The organism is Stenotrophomonas maltophilia group sp. vghtpe118, assembly GCF_052605195.1.
In genome coordinates, this window is the sequence record NZ_CP199672.1 from 384,078 (window position 1) to 400,284 (window position 16,207).

Here is a 16,207-nt window from a genome sequence, read left to right on the forward strand (position 1 = left end):
ATGCAGGCCGGAACCGCAGCCGAGCATGGGCTCGGCTCTACACGTGCAAGGCGGGACGCGCGTCAATACAGCGCGCGTCAATACAGGATGCGCGTACGCAACGTTCCTGGAATGGCGGCCAGTTCGTCGCGGACGGCGGCGGCCTGTTCCTCGCTGGCGGTGATGTCGATCACCACGTAGCCCACCTTCGGGTCGGTACGCAGGAACTGGCCGTCGATGTTGACGTTGTGGCGCGAGAAGATCTCGTTGACCCTGGACAGCACGCCCGGCACGTTCTGGTGGATGTGCAGCAGGCGCAGGCTGTCTTCGTGTTCGGGCAGGGTCACTTCCGGGAAGTTGACCGCCGACAAGGTGCTGCCGTTGTCGCTGTAGCGCACCAGCTTGGCCGCCACTTCCACGCCGATGTTGTCCTGCGCTTCCAGCGTACTGCCACCGACGTGCGGGGTCAGGATCACGTTGTCGTGACGGGTCAGCGGCGACTCGAAGATATCGCCGTTGCCCTTCGGTTCAACCGGGAACACGTCCAGCGCGGCACCACCGACGTGGCCGCTGGCCAGCGCAGCGTCCAGCGCATCGATGTCGACCACGGTGCCGCGGGCGGCGTTGATCAGGTGCGCGCCCTTGCGCATCTTCGCCAGCTCGGTGCTGCCGATCATCCACTGCGTGGCCGGCGTCTCCGGCACGTGCAGGGTGACAATGTCGGCGCGTGCCAGCAGGTCGTCCAGGCTGGCCGCTGCACGCGCATTACCCAGTGCCAGCTTGGTTTCCACGTCGTGGAAGATCACCTGCATGCCCAGCGATTCGGCAAGCACGCCGACCTGGGTGCCGATGTGGCCATAACCGATGATGCCCAGCGTCTTGCCGCGCACTTCATGGCTGCCGCTGGCTGACTTCGACCAGCCGCCGCGATGGCATTCGGCGTTCTTCTGCGGGATGCCGCGGGTCAGCATGATCGCCTCGGCGATCACCAGCTCGGCCACGCTGCGGGTGTTGGAATAGGGCGCATTGAACACCGGGATGCCGGCCAGTTCGGCCGCATCCAGGTCGACCTGGTTGGTGCCGATGCAGAAGCAGCCCACCGCGATCAGTCGCTTGGCCTCGGCCAGCACCTCGGCGCTGAGCTGGGTGCGTGAGCGGATGCCGACGATGTGCGCCTCGGCGATGCGTGCCTTCAATTCGTCCTCGGGCAGCGCCTTGGTGTGCGCTTCGATCTGGCTGTAGCCGGCGGCGCTGAACACCTCCACGGCGGTCTGGCTGACCCCCTCCAGCAACAGCACGCGGATATCCTGCTTCGGGAACGAGGTCTTCTTCGGCGACATGGGGCAACACGGCCAGTGGGACAGGGGCTGACCACTATGCCAGATCACGGCGCTCATGGTGCAGTGCGCAATTGGTTGCATCCGTAGCTATCGGCCCGGCTGCGGGGCTGGACGCTGGCGCGTGCCGCTGGCACGCTTGCCCGTTCTTCACGCCCCGCGCTGGACCGTCATGACCGATTCCCGCATTGCCTCGCTGCAGCAGGCCTGTCCCGGCCTGAAGCTGAAGACCGACCCGGCCGACCTGGAGCATTACGGGCGCGACTGGACCCGGCGCTGGACGCCTGCGCCGTTGGCGGTCGCACTGCCGGCCACGGTCGAGGAGGTACAGGCGGTGATGCGCTGGAGTGCCGCCGAGGGCGTGGCGGTGGTGCCGTCGGGCGGCCGCACCGGCCTCTCGGGTGGCGCGGTGGCGGCCAACGGCGAGCTGGTGCTCAGCCTGGAGAGGATGAACAAGGCACTGGCCTACGACGCGGTCGACCGCACCCTGGTGGTGCAGGCCGGCATGCCGCTGGAAGCCGTGCACAACGCCGCGCTGGACCACGGCCTGATCTACCCGGTGGATTTCGCCGCGCGCGGCTCGTGCACGATCGGCGGCAACATCGCCACCAATGCCGGCGGCATCCGCGTGATCCGCTACGGCAACACCCGCGAGTGGATCGCCGGGCTGAAGGTGGTCACCGCCAGTGGCGAACTGCTCGAGCTCAACAAGGGCCTGATCAAGAACTCCAGCGGCTATGACTTCCGCCAGCTGCTGATTGGTTCGGAAGGTACGTTGGGGGTGATCGTCGAGGCGACGGTGAAGCTGACCGATCCGCCGCCGGCCAGCAACGTGATGCTGCTGGCCGTACCCAGCTTCGAAGTGCTGATGCAGGTGTTCGCCGCGTTCCGCGCGCGCCTGCAGCTGCAGGCCTTCGAGTTCTTCACCGACCGCGCGCTGGAACATGTGCTGGCGCACGGCGCGCAGGCGCCGTTCGACGAGGTGCACCCGTACTACGTGGTCACCGAGTTCGCCGCCAACGACGAAGCGCAGGAAGCGGCGGCGATGGCGGCCTTCGAGGACTGCATGGGCAACGGCTGGGTCAGCGACGGGGTGATCAGTGCCAGCGACGCCCAGGCCGCCCAGCTGTGGCGCCTGCGCGAAGGCATCACCGAATCGCTGGCGCGCTACAAACCCTACAAGAACGACGTCTCGGTACGGATCTCGGCGATGCCGGCGTTCCTGGCCGAGACCCAGGCGCTGATCGGGCAAGCCTACCCGCACTTCGACGTGGTCTGGTTCGGCCACATCGGCGACGGCAACCTGCATATCAACGTGCTCAAGCCCGACGACACCAGTGACGCCGATTTCGTGGCGCAGTGCGAGCACGTCACCAAGCTGCTGGCGCAGGTGCTGGCGCGTTTCGATGGCAGCATCTCGGCCGAGCATGGCATCGGCCTGGTCAAGAAGGGCTACCTGGACAGCACCCGCGGCCCGGCCGAAATCGCGCTGATGAAGGCGGTCAAACGCGCGTTCGATCCCCAAGCGCGGCTGAATCCCGGCAAGCTGTTTGACGCCTGAGCCGGGCAAATCCTTCACCCACCCGTTACGCTCCACCCATCCTCACAACCGGCTTCGAACCGATGACCCGTCCGCTTCTGCTGCTCGCCCTGCTGTCCCTGCCGCTGGCCGGCTTTGCTTCCAGCTTCGCCGGCACCTCGGCCGGTTCTGCCACCGGTGCTTCCTCCGGCTCCTCGGGCAGCAGCTCGGGTGACGACAAGGTGGTGCTGGCCGCGCGCGACGATGCCGCTGCGTTCGTTGCCAGCGACGGCCAGATCCGTGGCGCCCGCCTGCAGGCCGCACTGGCCCACCTGCGTGAGCAGAGCGCCGCCGCGCAGCAGCAGAGCGACCTGGAACTGGCCCGCACACTGCTGGCGCGTTGATCCGGCCTTCGGGTAGTGCCGGCCGCTGGCCGGCAATTCCATGACATCTGCACGGAACGCCGCCACGCTTGGCGTGGCTCTACTGCTGACCGCCCACGTCGCGTCTGCAGCTGATCGTCTGCAGCTTGATCCGTCCGGTCTCGATCCGGCGCAGCAGCGGCTCGCCAGCCAGACCCTGGCCGACGTGCAGTCACTATTGCCGGACGGCCTGCTGGCTGCGTTGCCGGCGCAGGTACGGGTGCGCTGGACGGATGACCTGCCGGCCGATGTGCATGGCCGCACCTTCGCTGGCCGTATCGCGCTGCGCCGGAGTCTGCTGGGCGACAGTGCGCCGGGCGCCCGGCGCGCACGCCGCAGCGCGCTGGTACACGAACTGACGCACGTCGCCGACCGTGGCGGTGCGAACTGGTCGCAGAGCATGCGATGGCGTGACCTCGCGGGTTGGCAGCGCAAGCCCTGGCATCTCGGCCGTGGCGACAACGACTTCCGTGACCGCAGCCCCGATGCGTATGAACTGAAGGACCCGGCCGAGTACCTGGCAGTGAACGCCGAGCATTTCGTGCTCGACAGCGAGTTCGCCTGCCGGCGCCCGGCACTGGCGCGGTGGTACCAGGCCCATTTCGGAACCCCGCCATCGCTGCCGCAGTCGCACTGCGCGACCGCGTTGCCATTGCTGCAGGCCGAATCGGAAGAGGGGGCGGCATCGCTGCTGCAGCTCGACCCCGCGCGTGTCTACGCCGTGGATTACCTGTTCGCCGAAGGCAGCGCGCAGCCGATGAGCCGCTGGGGCCACAGCATGCTGCGATTGGTGATCTGCAGGCCCGGGCGCGCACCGGGGCCGGACTGCAGGCTGGATCTCGAACACCACCGCGTGCTGTCCTTCCGCGCGTTCGTGGGCGACGTGCAGATATCCAACTGGCGCGGCTTGACCGGCGGCTACCCGTCGCGGCTGTTCGTGCTGCCGCTGCAGCAGGTGGTGGACGAGTACACCAAGGTCGAACTGCGCGGCCTGCAGTCGCTGCCATTGCGGCTGCAGCGCGATGAGATCGCCAGCCTGCTCGAGCGCACCGCCCAGGTGCACTGGAGCTATGACGGGCGCTATTACTTCGTCAGCAACAACTGTGCGGTGGAGACCGCCAAGCTGCTGCAGGCCGGAGTGCCGCGGCTGGGCGAGGCCGGGCTGGCCCAGCTGAGTCCGCGTGGTCTCAAGCGCCGGCTGGCGCGGCTGGGCATGCTCGACGAGCGGGTACTCACGGACCGCAACGCCGCGCAGGCACAGGGCTATTACTTCGCTTCCGCGCGCGACCACTATCAGCAGTTGTTCACAGTGGCAGCGACCCAGCTGAGCTTGCCCGCGCGCGATGTGCGCGGCTGGTTGAAGCTGCCGGCAGAACAACGGGCACCGTGGCTGCTGAAGGGCGACCTGCGCGCCAGTGCCGGCCTGCTGTTGCTGGAACAGGCCGCACAGCGGCGTGCCGAGCTGCGGGCACGCGATGTGCTCAAGCGGCAGCTGCTGGCTGCTGCCAACAGCGCGGAAACCCGCAGCCTGCGCGGCCTGCTGGCGCAGAGTGGGCAGTGGTTGCGCCCGGGGACGCTGCTGCAGGACGGCGGCTATGGGTTGCCGCTGGGCGACGAGCAGGTACTGCTGTCTGCGGCCGTGGCCACTGCCAGTGCGCACGCGGTACCGGCATGGCAGGCATTGCGTGTGCAGCTTCGCCAGCAGTTGCCGGCGCAGCAGCGTGAGGAAATGGATGCGATCGACGCCAATCTGGCCGCGCTGGGAGCACACCTGCGCACGCAGGCCGCTGGTCCGGCTACTGGCGCGGCAGTTCGATGACGAAACGGCTGCCGCCGCAGCTGCCGGGCGTGCAGTAAGCATGGCCACCATGTGCATCGGCGATGGCCTTGACCACCGCCAGGCCGAGCCCGCTGCCACCGCCCTGGCGCGAACGTGAGCCGTCGGCGCGCATGAACGGAGTGAAGATGTCGGCATGCAGTCCGGGATCGATGCCCGGGCCTTCATCCTCGATGGCCACCTGCACATGGCCCGGCGTGTCATGCACGGCGATCCGCACCTTGCCTGGGCTGGCATAGCGACGCGCGTTTTCCAGCAGCGCCAGCAGCGCCTGGCGCAGGCGCGTGGGATCACAGTGCGCGTTGTGTTCCTCGCGGCTGGTTTCCAGTTCCAGCACGAAGCCCGCAGCGCGGAACTGCGGGTCGACCAGCGTCATCACCGAATGCACCTCGGCCACCACGTCGGTGCGTGCGCGACGCACGTCCAGCCGCGCATTGTCGGACAGGCTCAGCACGCGCAGATCTTCGATCAGTCGCGACAGCCCTTCGACCTGGGCGAGCAGGCTGCGGAACTGCGACTCGTCCGGCTGGAACACGCCCTCGGCCAGTCCCTGCAGGCGGCCGCGCAGGATCGTCACCGGAGTACGCAGCTCATGTGCGATGGCCGCATGCCACATCGCGCGCTCGCTCTCCATGTGCTGCAGGCGGCGCGCCATCGCATTGAAGTCCTCAACCAGGGTTGCCACTTCGCCCGGAGAATTCTCCTCGACGCTGGCGCGCGCCCCAAGGTCACCGCTGGCGAGCGCACGCACGCTGTCCACCAGCGAATTCAACGGCGACAGGATGCGGTGGGCGAGGCGGAACGAGGCGGCGATGGCCAGCGCCAGGCCGGTCAGGATCACGCCCACCATCCATGCCAGCTCCGGCCCGGTCGGCAGCCAGCTTTCCGGCTCTTCGGTACTTCCGGGGAAGAACTCGACCAGCACCGCGTACAGCAGCCACGACGACAGGATCATCATCACGATGACGCCGATCACCATCAGCGACATCGAGACGATGATGTGGCGGCTGAGCCCGGAACGGCGCAGTCGGGCCATCAGCGGTCAGCCATCAACCGGTAGCCGACGCCGCGCACACTGGCCGGAACATTGACCATGCCCACTTCGTCCAGCTTGCGGCGCAGCTTGCTGACATGGCTGTCGACAGTGCGCTCCAGCGCTTCGCTTTCCGGCAGGCATTCGTGCATCAGCTCGCTGCGGCTGAAGATGCGGGTCGGTGCCAGCGCCATGCAGTGCAGCAGCTTGAACTCGGTGAGCGTGAGCAGCACTTCGTGACTATAGCCTTCGCCCTCCACGTGCACGGCGTGGGTGGCCGAGTCGATCAGCAGCGGGCCGACGCGCAGCGCAGTGGGCGCGTCCACGCGCGAGGCGCGCAGCGTACGCCGCAGCACCGCGCGCACGCGCGCCGCCACCTCGGCCGGGTTGAACGGCTTGACCACGTAGTCGTCGGCACCCATGCGCAGCGCGGTCAGCTTGTCCAGGTCCTGGTCCAGCGCGGTCAGCATGATCACCGGCGTCTCACCACGCTGGCGCAGCTGGGTCAGCACGCTCCAGCCATCCAGGCGTGGCAGCTGTACATCGAGCAGGACCAGGTCGGGGCGGGCGCTGCGATGCAGGTCCAGTGCGCTATGGCCATCGGCCGCGCGCAGCGTGCGCAGTCCTTCGCGTTCCAGGTAGGCGCTGAGAATATCGGCGATCTCGGCCTCATCCTCGACGATCAGGACCAGGGCGGCGAGGGCGGGGGAGGCATGCATGCAGGGGCGGGGCCGTAAGGTGCTTGCCTCCATCGTATCTCCACAGTTCCTCCATCGAAACCCCATCATTGCCACGCACACTGCGCGCTTCAGAACCTATCCGCCGCCTGCGCGGCATTGTGCACAGCAATGAGAACCTTCAGGACTCCGGTCGCGTTGATCGCGGCCCTCGCCCTGGCCATGACGGCCTGCTCAACCCCCGAAGCCACTCCCGAAGCCGCACCGCGTGTCAGCGTGGTCACCGTCGGCCCGCAGGTGGTACAGCGCGATGACGAACTGCCCGGCCGCGTGGCTGCCGTGCGCACCGCACAGATCCGTGCCCAGGTGGGCGGCATCGTGCAGCGCCGCCTGTTCGACCAGGGCGCAGAAGTGAGCGCCGGCCAGGCCCTGTTCCAGATCGATCCGGCGGCGTTCCGTGCAGATGTTGATTCGGCACTGGCAGCCCTTCAGCGCAGCGAAGCGGCGCTGGGCCGCAGCCGCGTGCAGTCGCAGCGCCTGCATGCACTGGCCGCCGCACAGGCCGTCAGCCAGCAGCATCGCGACGATGCCAGTGCCGAGTACGAACAGGCCCGTGCCGCGGTGAACGAAGCGCGCGCGATCCTGGCCCGTCGCCAGCTTGACCTGCGCTATGCCACGGTCAGCGCGCCGATTGCCGGCCGCATCGACCAGGCGCTGGTGACCGAAGGCGCACTGGTGGGCGTGGCCGATGCCGAGCCGATGGCAGTGGTGCAGCAGATCGACCAGGTCTACGTCGATGTGCGCCAACCGGCGGCGCAGCTGGAGTCTCTGCAGCGCAGTGCCGCCGGTGGCGGCGAGCTGCCGGTGACGATCATCGGTGCCAGCGGCAAGCCACTGCCCGAACGCGGCCAACTGCTGTTCTCCGGCATCAATGTCGATGCGCGAACCGGTGATGTCATCCTGCGCATCCTGGTCGACAACCCGCAGCGACAGCTGCTGCCCGGCATGTACGTGCGCGCGAGGGTGCCACGTGGCGCGCCGGCCAGTGCATTGACCGTGCCACAGCAGGCGGTGCTGCGCAGCGCCGGTGGCCAGGCCTATGCCTGGGTGATCGGCGCCGACGGCAAGGCGGTGATCCGCACGCTGGAAGTGGACGGCAGTGTCGATCGCCAGTGGCTGGTGCGCACGGGCCTGAAGGCCGGCGAGAAGGTGGTGGTCGAGGGCCAGGAGCGCCTGCAGGAAGGCGTGGTGGTCGATGCGCGCGACTGGCAGATGCCGGTCGCCAGCGCCGGTGCAGTGCAGACCGGCAGCAAGGGCTGAGCCTGTTCCGGGCCGGTCCCTCCAGGAAAATCCAACATGGCACGTTTCTTCATCGATCGCCCGGTGTTCGCCTGGGTGCTGGCGATTTTCATCATCCTGGCCGGCGTGCTGGCGATCCCGCAGCTGGCGGTGGAGCGCTATCCAGCAGTCGCCCCGCCCAGCGTTAGCATCTATGCCAGCTACCCGGGTGCCAGCCCGCAGACGCTGAATGATGCCGTGGTTGGCCTGATCGAGCGCGAGCTGTCCAGCGTCAAGCACCTGCTGTACTTCGAGTCGTCGGTGGACACGTCCGGCGAAGCGTCGATCACTGCCACCTTCAAGCCCGGCACCAATCCGGAGCTGGCGCAGGTGGACGTGCAGAACCGGATCAAGGCGATCGAACCACGGCTGCCGCGCAGCGTGCGCCAGAATGGCCTGTTCGTGGAGGCCGCTGATTCCGGCTTCCTGATGCTGGTCGGCCTGCGTTCGCCCGATGCCAGCGTCAGCGAGGCCGCGCTGGGCGATTTCATGGCGCGCAACATCATCGAAGAGCTGCGCCGTATCGATGGCGTCGGCCGCGTGCAGTTGTTCGGTGCCGAGCAGGCGATGCGCGTGTGGCTGGACCCGACCCGGTTGACCGGCTACGGCCTGACCATGGGCGATGTGGCAACCGCCATCGAACAGCAGAACCTGGAGATTTCGCCAGGACGCATTGGTGATTCGCCGGGTGTTCCAGGCCAGCGCATCACCGTGCCGCTCAGTGCCGACGGCCAGTTGTCCACGCCGGAACAGTTCGCGGCGATCGTACTGCGTGCCGGCGCCGACGGTTCACGGGTGGTGCTGGGTGATGTCGCCCGCGTCGAGCTGGGCGCGCAGAGCTATGCCTGGGGCACCCGCGAGGACGGCCATCCAGCCACCGCCGCCGGCGTGCAGCTGCGCCCGGGCGCGAACGCGGTGCGTACCGCTGCGGCGGTGCGTGAGCGCATGGCTGAGCTGGCGCCGCTGCTGCCGCGCGGGGTGGAAGCGAGCATCCCGTTCGACACCGCGCCGTTCGTGAAGATCTCGATCCAGAAGGTGGTGCAGACCCTGCTGGAGGCGATGCTGCTGGTGTTCGCGGTGATGTACCTGTTCCTGCAGAACTGGCGTTACACGCTGATCCCGGCGCTGGTCGCACCGATCGCGCTGCTGGGTACGTTCGCGGTGATGCTGGCGCTGGGCTTCTCGATCAACGTGCTGACCATGTTCGGCATGGTGCTGGCCATCGGCATCATCGTCGACGACGCGATCGTGGTGGTCGAGGGCGTGGAGCGGATCATGGCCGAGGAGGGCCTGCCGCCGCGCGAGGCCACCATCAAGGCGATGCGTGAACTGACCGGCGCAGTGATCGGCATTACCCTGGTGCTGACCGCGGTGTTCATCCCGATGGCGTTCGCCAGCGGTTCGGTGGGCGCGATCTACCGTCAGTTCACCGTGGCGATGGCGGTGTCGATCCTGTTCTCGGCGCTGCTGGCCCTGAGCCTGACGCCGGCGCTGTGCGCGACCCTGCTGCGCCAGGCCAACCACGGCCATCACGGTCGCGGCGGGCTGTTCGGCGCCTTCAACCGGGGCTTCGAGCGGATGACCGGGCATTACCAGCGTGGTGTGGCGACGGTGCTGCAGCGGAGCGGGCGGGTGATGGGCGTGTTCGCCGCACTGGTGGCGGCGTTGCTGCTGGGCCTGCACTGGCTGCCGGGCGCATTCCTGCCGGAAGAAGACCAGGGCTATTTCATGACCTCGATCCAGCTGCCGGCCGAGGCGACGGCCGAGCGTACGCTGGCCGTGGTCGAAGCCTACGAACGGCACGTGGCCTCGCGTCCGGGCATCGGCTCCAACCAGTCGATCCTCGGCTACAGCTTTTCCGGTTCCGGCCCGAGTGCGGCGCTGACCTACACCATGCTGAAGGACTGGGGTGAGCGCGCAGGCGCAACCGCGGCCGGTGAGGTGGAGGCCGCGCAGCAGGCGATGGCCACGATTGCCGAGGGCGAGGTGATGAGCGTGATGCCGCCGGCCATCGACAGCCTGGGACGTTCGTCCGGCTTCTCGCTGGCGCTGCAGGCGCGCACCGGGCAGGGTCAGGCCGAACTGCGCGCGGCCCTGCAGCAGCTGCTGAAGCTGGCCGAAGCCAGCCCGCTGCTGTCGGAGGTGCATGCCGATGGCCTGCCGGCCGGCACCAGCGTGCGGCTGGACATCGACCGGGCCAAGGCCGAGGCAATGGGCGTGGGCTTCGAGCAGATCAGCAGCACGCTGTCGGCAGCCATGGGCTCGCAGTACGTCAACGACTTCCCCAACAAGGGACGGCTGCAGCAGGTGATCCTGCAGGCCGATGCGCCGCACCGGATGGAGCTGGAAGACGTGCTGAAGCTGTACGTGCGCAACAGCGAGGGCGGCATGGTGGCGTTGTCCGAGCTGGTCACCCCGCACTGGACCGAAGCGCCGTTGCAGCTTCAGCGCTATCTTGGCTTCCCGGCGCTGAACCTGTCCGGCGCCCCGGCCTCTGGCGTGTCGACCGGCCAGGCCATGGCGGAGATGGAGCGGTTGGCCGAAAAGCTGCCGTCCGGTTTTGCCCTGCAGTGGACCAGCCAGTCGCTGCAGGAGCGTGAGTCGGGGGCGCAGGCGCCGTGGCTGCTGTTGTTGTCGATGCTGGTGGTGTTCCTGGTGCTTGCCGCGCTGTACGAGAGCTGGTCGATTCCGTTGGCGGTGCTGCTGGTGGTGCCACTGGGCCTGCTTGGCGCGGTCGCCGCGGTGCTGTTGCGCGGCATGCCCAACGACGTGTTCTTCAAGGTCGGCATGATCACCGTGATCGGGCTGTCGGCGAAGAACGCGATCCTCATCGTCGAATTCGCGCGCCAGCTGCAGCAGCAGGGGCGCGGTCTGGTTGAAGCAGCGCTGGAGGCGGCGCGGCTGCGCCTGCGCCCGATCGTGATGACCTCGCTGGCGTTCGCGCTGGGCGTGGTGCCGCTGATGCTGGCGCAGGGCGCGTCGAAGGAAACCCAGCAGGCGATTGGAACCGGTGTGTTCGGCGGCATGGTCAGTGCGACCGTGCTGGCGGTGTTCTTCGTGCCGGTCTTCTATGTAGTGGTGCAGGGCGCGCGGCAGTGGATCGCGCAGCGCCTGCGCAGGCGCCGGCCGATGCCGGGAGGAACCGTGGATGGAACGGAACATCGTTGAAGATCTGCATGAGCAGCAGTTGTTGGCGCTGGAGCAGCGCCTGTGCGCAGCGCTGCTGGAGAACAATCACGATGCGTTGAACGCGCTGGTATCGCCAGCCTTGTTCATGATGGACGGCCACGGTGGCCGCATGCTCGATCTGCCGTGGCTGGGTGATTGGTTGGCGGGTAGCCTGCAGGTGCGAGGCCTGCAGCTGCACGCCGTTGAAACGCTGCTGTGTGGTCGGCTGGCACTGCTGTCCAGCAACGTGCGGATGTCGGTCTGGCAGCAGGGCCGCGAGCGCGAACTGAAGCTGCGCCTGTTGCGGGTCTGGACCTGCAGTTCCGGCGGCAGTGGCGCGCAGCTGCTGTCGATGGCGGTGCTGGCCGCATGAGTGCGGTCAGGCCGTTTTCAGGCCCCGCTCACCGCGAGGTGGTAGGGTCGAGCATTCCTGTAGTGTCGACAAGGAGTCGAGCCATGCGTGTAGTTCCCAGTCTGTTGGCAGCGTCCCTGGGGTTGGTCCTGGCCGCGTGCCAGCCGGCCCAGGCACCCGCGGCGGGCAGCAATGACGCCTCGCCTGCCACGCTGCAGCCGAGCGCCAACACGGAAGGTGGCAGCGAGACCGCCTACCAGTGTGGTGATCTGAGTGTGGGCGCGACCTTCAATGGCGAGGATGCTGCCACGCTGGTGATCGGCGAGCGTCGCTTCGCCATGACCTCCGAGCGCGCGGCATCCGGCGCCAAGTACAGCGATGGCCTTGGCAACAGCTTCTGGACCAAGGGCAGCGATGATGGCCTGCTGAGCCTGAAGGGCGAGCCGGATCGCGAGTGCCATGCGGTGGAAGCCACCGAAGGCGATGGCAGCGCCGGCAATGCCGCGTTCCGTGCCACCGGCAATGAACCTGGATGGCTAGCAGTCGTCGATGGCGATATGCCGGGCCTGCAGGTGGAAGTTGACTACGGCGAGCGCCGCTTTGACGTGGCCAGGCCCACCCAGGGCGCTGATGGATGGAGCGGCAAGGCGTCCGACGGCACCGACGTCAAGCTCAGCTTCCAGCGCACCACCTGCCAGGATGACATGAGCGGCGAGGCATTAGAGGCCAAGGCGATGCTGACTGTCGGTACCCGCCAGTACCATGGCTGCGGCAACTTCGGTGCGAAACAGCCGTAAGTTTCCTGTAGAGCCGAGCCCACGCTCGGCTGCAGCACCTGTCCAACCCACCGCAGCCGAGCGCGGACTCGGCTCTACACAACTGCTGTCAGCGATGCGCCGCTTGCTGCCTGCGGCGAACTTGCCGCAGGCAGCGATCGGCAGACGATCGGCGCAGGGTGCTTAGTCGGCACGGCCGGCGAATTCGCCGGTGGCGGTGTTCACCAGCACGCGCTCGCCGTTGACGATGTACTCCGGCACCATGATCTCGATGCCGGTGTTGAGCTTGGCCGGCTTCGGGCGCTTGGTGGCGGTGCCACCCTTCAGTTCCGGCGGCGTCTCGATCACTTCCAGCACCACGGAGGCCGGCAGCTGGATCGCCACCGGCTGCTCGTCGATCACCTGCACGTAGATGCCGGTCAGGCCGTCGGTGATGTAACCGGCGTCGTCGCCGATCACGTCCGCGTCCAGGGTGTACGGGGTGTAGTCCTCGTCATCGAGGAACACGAAGGCATCGCCGTCCTTGTACGAATAGGTGGACTGGCGGCGCAGCAGTTCGACCTCGACCAGGTTGTCGTCGGCATCGAAGCTGGCGTCGAGCTTGTTGCCGCCCGGCACGCTGTACATGATGAAGCGGAAGCGGACGTTGCCGCCGCGACCCTGCGGCGAGCTGCGCTCGATGTCGCGGATCTGGTACACGCCGTTGTTGTACTCGACGACGTTGCCCTTCTTGATGTCGTTGGCTTTCATGGTGATCTAGGTCGTTGGGGGAGGGCGCCGTCCCGGCGCCCGGGGGAATCACTTCGGAGCGAGGCGGGTAGCGCCGTCCAGGCGGATGGTCTCGCCGTTGAGGTAGGTGTTGCCAAGGATGAAGCCGACCAGGCTGGCGAAGTCTTCCGGCTTGCCCAGGCGCGACGGGAACGGGATCGAGGCAGCCAGCGACTGCTGCACGGCTTCGGGCATGCCATCGACCATCGGCGTCCAGAACACGCCCGGGGCGATGGTATTGACGCGGATCCCGAAGCGCGACAGTTCGCGTGCCATCGGCAGCGTCATCGACACCACGCCGCCCTTGCTGGCGGCATAGGCGGCCTGGCCGATCTGGCCTTCATAGGCGGCGATGCTGGCGGTGTTGATGATCACCCCGCGCTCGCCATCGATGCCGGCCTCGTTGTGCTGCATGCGGTTGGCCGCGGCCTTGGCGACATTGAAGCTGCCGACCAGATTGACCATCACCGTGCCCTGGAAGCCGGCCAGCGGCATCGGGCCGTCCTTGCCCAGCACGCGGCCGGCGCCGAGGATGCCGGCGCAGTTCATTGCCACGTTCAGGCCGCCGAGGAAATCGTGGGCCTGGTCGATGGCCGCAGCCACGGCGGCCTCATCGCTGACGTTGACGTTGAAATAGCGGGCGTTGTCGGCACCCAGCCCGGCAACGGCGGTCGCACCCTTGTCGTCGTTGAGATCGAACAGGGCCACCTTGCCGCCCTGGGCGACGAGGTGCTGGGCCACGGCCAGGCCGAGGCCGGAGACGCCACCAGTGATCACGGCACGTACGGAAGACAGCTGCATTGAACGGTCCTGCAGGTTCGAGAACCGCCGATTCTAACGGAAGCCGCGACCGTCGCTGTTGTGCACTGCGCCGCCGCAGCAGGGCGGCGCAGTGCGGCGGTCAACCTGCGGCGGCCAGCGCCTGCCCGGTGCGGCTGGCGGTGGCGCGACCGAGCAGGCCGGCCAGCCAGCGGCCGGTCTCGGCCAGTGCCGGCAGGTCCACGCCGCTGTCCAGGCCCAGGCCCTGCAGCAGGTAGACCACGTCTTCGCTGGCCACATTGCCGCTGGCGCCCTTCGCATACGGGCAGCCACCGGCGCCGGAGACGGCACTGTCGACCACGCGCACGCCTTCTTCCAGGCAGGTGGCGATGTTGGCGATGGCCTGGCCGTAGGTGTCGTGGAAGTGCACGGCCAGTGCCGTCATCGGAATCTCGGCCGCCACCGCCTGCAGCATCGCCCGTGCCTTGCGCGGGGTGCCGACGCCGATGGTGTCGCCCAGCGAGATTTCGTAACAGCCCATCTGGTGCAGCGCGCGCGCCACGCGCACCACGTCGGCCAGCGGCACCTCGCCCTGGTAGGGGCAGCCGAGCACGGTGGAGACGTAGCCGCGCACGCGCACGCCATCGGCGGCGGCGCGGCGCAGGATGGGCTCGAACCGGGCGAGCGACTCGTCGATGCCGGCATTGGTATTGGTGCGGTTGAACGCCTCGGACGCGGCAGTGAACACCGCCACCTCCTCGACGCCGACCGCACGGGCGCGGTCGTAGCCCTGTTCGTTCGGTACCAGCACCGGGTAGTGGACACCCGGCCTGCGCTGGATGCCGGCATAGACCTCGGCGGCGTCGGCCAGTTGCGGGATCCACTTCGGGCTGACGAAGCTGGTCGCCTCGATGCTGCGCAGGCCGGTGGCCGACAGGCGGTTGATCAGTTCGATCTTGTCGGCGGTGGACACCGACTGCTTTTCGTTCTGCAGGCCGTCACGCGGGCCGACCTCGACGATGCGGACGTAATCGCTCATGCGGCTGCCCCATCGGCGGGGCGGTGGCAGACCGCTTCGATGTTGTTGCCGTCCGGGTCGAGCACGAAGGCCGCGTAGTAATCCGGGTGATACCACGGGCGCAGGCCCGGCGCGCCGTTGTCGCGGCCGCCGGCGGCGAGCGCGGCGGCATGGAAGGCATCCACCTGCGCACGGCTGGCGCAGGCGAAGGCCACGTGTACGCCGTGACTGGCGGTGCCGCCATTGCCGAGCCAGAAGAACGGCTTGCCGTCGCTGCCGAAGCCGACGTGGTCGTGGTCGCCGGTCTGTTCGGCGGTCACTTCCATCACCACGCCGATCTGCAGCGGCGCCAGTGCCTGCAGGAAGAAGGTCCTGCTGCGCGCCAGGTCGGCGCTGGTCAAACCAAGATGATCGAGCATGTTCAGGCTTCCGTGACCCAGTGGGGGGCGCGCTTGTCGAGGAAGGCGCCCAGGCCTTCCTGGCCCTCGGCGGAGACCCGCAGGCGCGCGATCAGGGCCGCATTATCGCGATCCAGTGCGTCGCGGTCATGGCTGTCGCGGACCTGCCGCACCAGCTGCTTGGCGGTGGACGAGGCGATCGGGCCGGCCTTGTCGAGCAGGGCCAGCTGGCGTTCCAGCGCCTCGTCCAGGCGCTCGGGTTCGACCAGTTGATGGACCAGGCCGATGCGCAGCGCGGTGTCGGCATCGAAGTGCTCGCCGGTGGCGAACCAGCGACGGGCCTGGCGCGGGCCGATGGCCTCGATCACGTAGGGCGAGATGACGGCGGGCAGCAGGCCCAGGCGGCTTTCGGTCAGGCCGAAGCGGGCCGCGGTGCTGGCGATGGCAATGTCGCAGCAGGCAACCAGGCCGACGCCGCCACCGAAGGCCGCGCCGTGGACCCGGGCCAGGGTCGGCTTGGGCAGCTCGTCCAGGGTGCGCATCAGCCGCGCCAGGGCAAGCGAGTCCTCGCGGTTGTCGGCCTCGCTGGCCGCGGCCATGCCACGCATCCACTGCATGTCGGCACCGGCCGAGAAGGAAGCGCCGTGACCGGCGACCACCACGGCCCGGACCGAATCATCGCCGCCGCCGGCTTCCAGTGCGGCAGTCAGCCGGGCGATCAGGCTGGCGTCAAAGGCGTTGTGCAGCTCCGGCCGGTTCAGCCAGAGGGTGAGGACAGCGCCACGGCGCTCGATCTGCAAAGCATCGTTCATGGGATTCCAGGGTC

At 68.0% G+C, this 16,207-nt stretch carries 15 protein-coding genes; 7 read left to right on the forward strand and 8 right to left on the reverse strand.

Features of this window, described 5'->3' with window-relative positions; translation table 11 throughout:
- Positions 1-77: 77 nt before the first annotated feature.
- Entirely contained in the window at positions 78-1,319 is a 1,242-nt protein-coding gene (gene serA, locus ACUDTM_RS01890; protein ID WP_072169008.1) for a phosphoglycerate dehydrogenase, read from the reverse strand.
- A 169-nt stretch (positions 1,320-1,488) separates the two neighbouring features.
- On the opposite strand from serA, the gene ACUDTM_RS01895 reads away from it, so the two are divergent.
- The 3 genes from ACUDTM_RS01895 (at position 1,489) to ACUDTM_RS01905 (ending at position 5,076) form a co-directional block, all read left to right on the forward strand.
- Complete coding sequence (locus ACUDTM_RS01895; protein WP_049441183.1) at positions 1,489-2,877, forward strand: FAD-binding oxidoreductase; 1,389 nt, start codon at positions 1,489-1,491, stop codon at positions 2,875-2,877.
- A gap of 62 nt (positions 2,878-2,939) precedes the next feature.
- Positions 2,940-3,239 (forward strand): DUF2388 domain-containing protein, encoded by a 300-nt coding sequence (locus ACUDTM_RS01900; RefSeq protein ID WP_065196996.1) that lies wholly within the window; start codon positions 2,940-2,942, stop codon positions 3,237-3,239.
- A 40-nt stretch (positions 3,240-3,279) separates the two neighbouring features.
- Entirely contained in the window at positions 3,280-5,076 is a 1,797-nt protein-coding gene (locus tag ACUDTM_RS01905) for a DUF7844 domain-containing protein (protein WP_072169006.1), read from the forward strand.
- Here the strand turns inward: ACUDTM_RS01905 and ACUDTM_RS01910 are convergent.
- The gene (locus tag ACUDTM_RS01910) at positions 5,054-6,130 is read right to left on the reverse strand and encodes an ATP-binding protein (protein ID WP_072169005.1); all 1,077 of its coding nucleotides are present in this window, start codon (positions 6,128-6,130) and stop codon (positions 5,054-5,056) included. The genes ACUDTM_RS01905 and ACUDTM_RS01910 overlap by 23 nt on opposite strands.
- The gene (locus ACUDTM_RS01915; protein WP_005416361.1) at positions 6,130-6,846 is read right to left on the reverse strand and encodes a response regulator; all 717 of its coding nucleotides are present in this window, start codon (positions 6,844-6,846) and stop codon (positions 6,130-6,132) included. Before ACUDTM_RS01915 ends, ACUDTM_RS01910 begins: the two co-directional genes overlap by 1 nt.
- A gap of 129 nt (positions 6,847-6,975) precedes the next feature.
- Here ACUDTM_RS01915 and ACUDTM_RS01920 point away from each other — a divergent pair, with 129 nt between their 5' ends.
- The 4 genes from ACUDTM_RS01920 to ACUDTM_RS01935 all read left to right on the forward strand — a co-directional run bounded on the left by ACUDTM_RS01920 (position 6,976) and on the right by ACUDTM_RS01935 (position 12,459).
- Entirely contained in the window at positions 6,976-8,124 is a 1,149-nt protein-coding gene (locus ACUDTM_RS01920; protein ID WP_445391097.1) for an efflux RND transporter periplasmic adaptor subunit, read from the forward strand.
- A gap of 36 nt (positions 8,125-8,160) precedes the next feature.
- The gene (locus ACUDTM_RS01925) at positions 8,161-11,310 is read left to right on the forward strand and encodes a multidrug efflux RND transporter permease subunit (RefSeq protein WP_445391098.1); all 3,150 of its coding nucleotides are present in this window, start codon (positions 8,161-8,163) and stop codon (positions 11,308-11,310) included.
- Complete coding sequence (locus tag ACUDTM_RS01930) at positions 11,291-11,683, forward strand: nuclear transport factor 2 family protein (protein WP_069138645.1); 393 nt, start codon at positions 11,291-11,293, stop codon at positions 11,681-11,683. Before ACUDTM_RS01925 ends, ACUDTM_RS01930 begins: the two co-directional genes overlap by 20 nt.
- Before the next feature lie 83 nt (positions 11,684-11,766).
- A complete protein-coding gene (locus tag ACUDTM_RS01935) occupies positions 11,767-12,459 on the forward strand; it encodes a COG3650 family protein (protein WP_088497770.1) in 693 nt (230 codons plus the stop codon).
- Positions 12,460-12,621: 162 nt separating this feature from the next.
- Here ACUDTM_RS01935 and yeiP read toward each other — a convergent pair whose 3' ends face one another.
- The 5 genes from yeiP to ACUDTM_RS01960 all read right to left on the reverse strand — a co-directional run bounded on the left by yeiP (position 12,622) and on the right by ACUDTM_RS01960 (position 16,193).
- The gene (gene yeiP, locus ACUDTM_RS01940; RefSeq protein WP_005409468.1) at positions 12,622-13,188 is read right to left on the reverse strand and encodes an elongation factor P-like protein YeiP; all 567 of its coding nucleotides are present in this window, start codon (positions 13,186-13,188) and stop codon (positions 12,622-12,624) included.
- A gap of 48 nt (positions 13,189-13,236) precedes the next feature.
- A complete protein-coding gene (locus ACUDTM_RS01945; RefSeq protein WP_065196763.1) occupies positions 13,237-14,007 on the reverse strand; it encodes an SDR family oxidoreductase in 771 nt (256 codons plus the stop codon).
- 100 nt (positions 14,008-14,107) lie between these two features.
- Positions 14,108-15,004 (reverse strand): hydroxymethylglutaryl-CoA lyase, encoded by an 897-nt coding sequence (locus ACUDTM_RS01950; RefSeq protein ID WP_065177609.1) that lies wholly within the window; start codon positions 15,002-15,004, stop codon positions 14,108-14,110.
- The gene (locus ACUDTM_RS01955) at positions 15,001-15,402 is read right to left on the reverse strand and encodes a VOC family protein (protein ID WP_072169000.1); all 402 of its coding nucleotides are present in this window, start codon (positions 15,400-15,402) and stop codon (positions 15,001-15,003) included. Before ACUDTM_RS01955 ends, ACUDTM_RS01950 begins: the two co-directional genes overlap by 4 nt.
- Positions 15,403-15,404: 2 nt before the next feature.
- Positions 15,405-16,193 carry an enoyl-CoA hydratase/isomerase family protein gene (locus ACUDTM_RS01960; protein WP_188241348.1) on the reverse strand — a complete coding sequence of 263 codons (789 nt, stop codon included), beginning with the start codon at positions 16,191-16,193 and terminating at the stop codon, positions 15,405-15,407.
- Between the last annotated feature and the right edge of the window lie 14 nt (positions 16,194-16,207).

What these genes read in the sequence shown, in the direction of transcription:
- serA (WP_072169008.1), bottom strand. Translation starts at nt 1,319, where the DNA reads ATGTCGCCGAAGAAGACCTCGTTCCCGAAGCAGGATATCCGCGTGCTG.
- ACUDTM_RS01895 (WP_049441183.1), top strand. Translation starts at nt 1,489, where the DNA reads ATGACCGATTCCCGCATTGCCTCGCTGCAGCAGGCCTGTCCCGGCCTG.
- ACUDTM_RS01900 (WP_065196996.1), top strand. Translation starts at nt 2,940, where the DNA reads ATGACCCGTCCGCTTCTGCTGCTCGCCCTGCTGTCCCTGCCGCTGGCC.
- ACUDTM_RS01905 (WP_072169006.1), top strand. Translation starts at nt 3,280, where the DNA reads ATGACATCTGCACGGAACGCCGCCACGCTTGGCGTGGCTCTACTGCTG.
- ACUDTM_RS01910 (WP_072169005.1), bottom strand. Translation starts at nt 6,130, where the DNA reads ATGGCCCGACTGCGCCGTTCCGGGCTCAGCCGCCACATCATCGTCTCG.
- ACUDTM_RS01915 (WP_005416361.1), bottom strand. Translation starts at nt 6,846, where the DNA reads ATGCATGCCTCCCCCGCCCTCGCCGCCCTGGTCCTGATCGTCGAGGAT.
- ACUDTM_RS01920 (WP_445391097.1), top strand. Translation starts at nt 6,976, where the DNA reads ATGAGAACCTTCAGGACTCCGGTCGCGTTGATCGCGGCCCTCGCCCTG.
- ACUDTM_RS01925 (WP_445391098.1), top strand. Translation starts at nt 8,161, where the DNA reads ATGGCACGTTTCTTCATCGATCGCCCGGTGTTCGCCTGGGTGCTGGCG.
- ACUDTM_RS01930 (WP_069138645.1), top strand. Translation starts at nt 11,291, where the DNA reads ATGGAACGGAACATCGTTGAAGATCTGCATGAGCAGCAGTTGTTGGCG.
- ACUDTM_RS01935 (WP_088497770.1), top strand. Translation starts at nt 11,767, where the DNA reads ATGCGTGTAGTTCCCAGTCTGTTGGCAGCGTCCCTGGGGTTGGTCCTG.
- yeiP (WP_005409468.1), bottom strand. Translation starts at nt 13,188, where the DNA reads ATGAAAGCCAACGACATCAAGAAGGGCAACGTCGTCGAGTACAACAAC.
- ACUDTM_RS01945 (WP_065196763.1), bottom strand. Translation starts at nt 14,007, where the DNA reads ATGCAGCTGTCTTCCGTACGTGCCGTGATCACTGGTGGCGTCTCCGGC.
- ACUDTM_RS01950 (WP_065177609.1), bottom strand. Translation starts at nt 15,004, where the DNA reads ATGAGCGATTACGTCCGCATCGTCGAGGTCGGCCCGCGTGACGGCCTG.
- ACUDTM_RS01955 (WP_072169000.1), bottom strand. Translation starts at nt 15,402, where the DNA reads ATGCTCGATCATCTTGGTTTGACCAGCGCCGACCTGGCGCGCAGCAGG.
- ACUDTM_RS01960 (WP_188241348.1), bottom strand. Translation starts at nt 16,193, where the DNA reads ATGAACGATGCTTTGCAGATCGAGCGCCGTGGCGCTGTCCTCACCCTC.